Source organism: Pseudomonas sp. 51_B, from assembly GCF_017491595.1.
Lineage (GTDB): Bacteria > Pseudomonadota > Gammaproteobacteria > Pseudomonadales > Pseudomonadaceae > Aquipseudomonas > Aquipseudomonas promysalinigenes.
Genome location: NZ_JAFGYW010000058.1, coordinates 1 through 1317, shown reverse-complemented (window position 1 = coordinate 1317; position 1317 = coordinate 1). Strand labels below are relative to the sequence as shown.

At 39.3% G+C, this 1317-nt stretch carries 3 protein-coding genes; 2 read left to right on the top strand and 1 reads right to left on the bottom strand.

Features of this window, described 5'->3' with window-relative positions; genetic code table 11:
- Positions 1–149 precede the first annotated feature (149 nt).
- Entirely contained in the window at positions 150–344 is a 195-nt protein-coding gene (locus tag J5M56_RS23560; protein WP_001421937.1) for a YlcI/YnfO family protein, read from the top strand.
- Between the two features lie 164 nt (positions 345–508).
- On the opposite strand, the gene ybcW is transcribed toward J5M56_RS23560, so the two are convergent.
- Complete coding sequence (ybcW, locus tag J5M56_RS23555; RefSeq protein ID WP_001031427.1) at positions 509–715, bottom strand: protein YbcW; 207 nt, start codon at positions 713–715, stop codon at positions 509–511.
- 285 nt (positions 716–1000) lie between these two features.
- Here ybcW and J5M56_RS23550 point away from each other — a divergent pair.
- Positions 1001–1317, top strand: a 317-nt coding sequence (locus J5M56_RS23550; RefSeq protein ID WP_134637269.1) for a DUF1398 family protein, incomplete at its 3' end; no start/stop codon positions are given.

Here is a 1317-nt window from a genome sequence, read left to right as displayed (position 1 = left end):
ACAGACATATCACAACGTGCGTGGAGGCCATCAAACCACGTCAAATAATCAATTATGACGCAGGTATCGTATTAATTGATCTGCATCAACTTAACGTAAAAACAACTTCAGACAATACAAATCAGCGACACTGAATACGGGGCAACCTCATGTCAACGAAGAACAGAACCCGCAGAACAACAACCCGCAACATCCGCTTTCCTAACCAAATGATTGAACAAATTAACATCGCTCTTGAGCAAAAAGGGTCCGGGAATTTCTCAGCCTGGGTCATTGAAGCCTGCCGTCGGAGACTAACGTCAGAAAAGAGAGCATATACATCAATTAAAAGTGATGAAGAATGAACATCCCGCGTTCTTCCCTCCGAACAGGACGATATTGTAAATTCACTTAATTACGAGGGCATTGCAGTAATTGAGTTGCAGTTTTACCACTTTCCTGACAGTGACAGACTGCGTGTTGGCTCTGTCACAGACTAAATAGTTTGAATGATTAGCAGTTATGGTGATCAGTCAACCACCAGGGAATAATCCTTCATATTATTATCGTGCTTCACCAACGCTGCCTCAATTGCTCTGAATGCTTCCAGAGACACCTTATGTTCTATACATGCAATTACAACATCAGGGTAACTCATAGAAATGGTGCTATTAAGCATATTTTTTACACGAATCAGATCCACGGAGGGATCATCAGCAGATTGTTCTTTATTCATTTTGTCGCTCCATGCGCTTGCTCTTCATCTAGCGGTTAAAATATTACTTCAAATCTTTCTGTATGAAGATTTGAGCACGTTGGCCTTACATACATCTGTCGGTTGTATTTCCCTCCAGAATGCCAGCAGGACCGCACTTTGTTACGCAACCAATACTATTAAGTGAAAACATTCCTAATATTTGACATAAATCATCAACAAAACACAAGGAGGTCAGACCAGATTGAAACGATAAAAACGATAATGCAAACTACGCGCCCTCGTATCACATGGAAGGTTTTACCAATGGCTCAGGTTGCCATTTTTAAAGAAATATTCGATCAAGTGCGAAAAGATTTAGACTGTGAATTGTTTTATTCTGAACTAAAACGTCACAACGTCTCACATTATATTTACTATCTAGCCACAGATAATATTCACATCGTGTTAGAAAACGATAACACCGTGTTAATAAAAGGACTTAAAAAGGTTGTAAATGTTAAATTCTCAAGAAACACGCATCTTATAGAAACGTCCTATGATAGGTTGAAATCAAGAGAAATCACATTTCAGCAATACAGGGAAAATCTTGCTAAAGCAGGAGTTTTCCGATGGGTTACAAA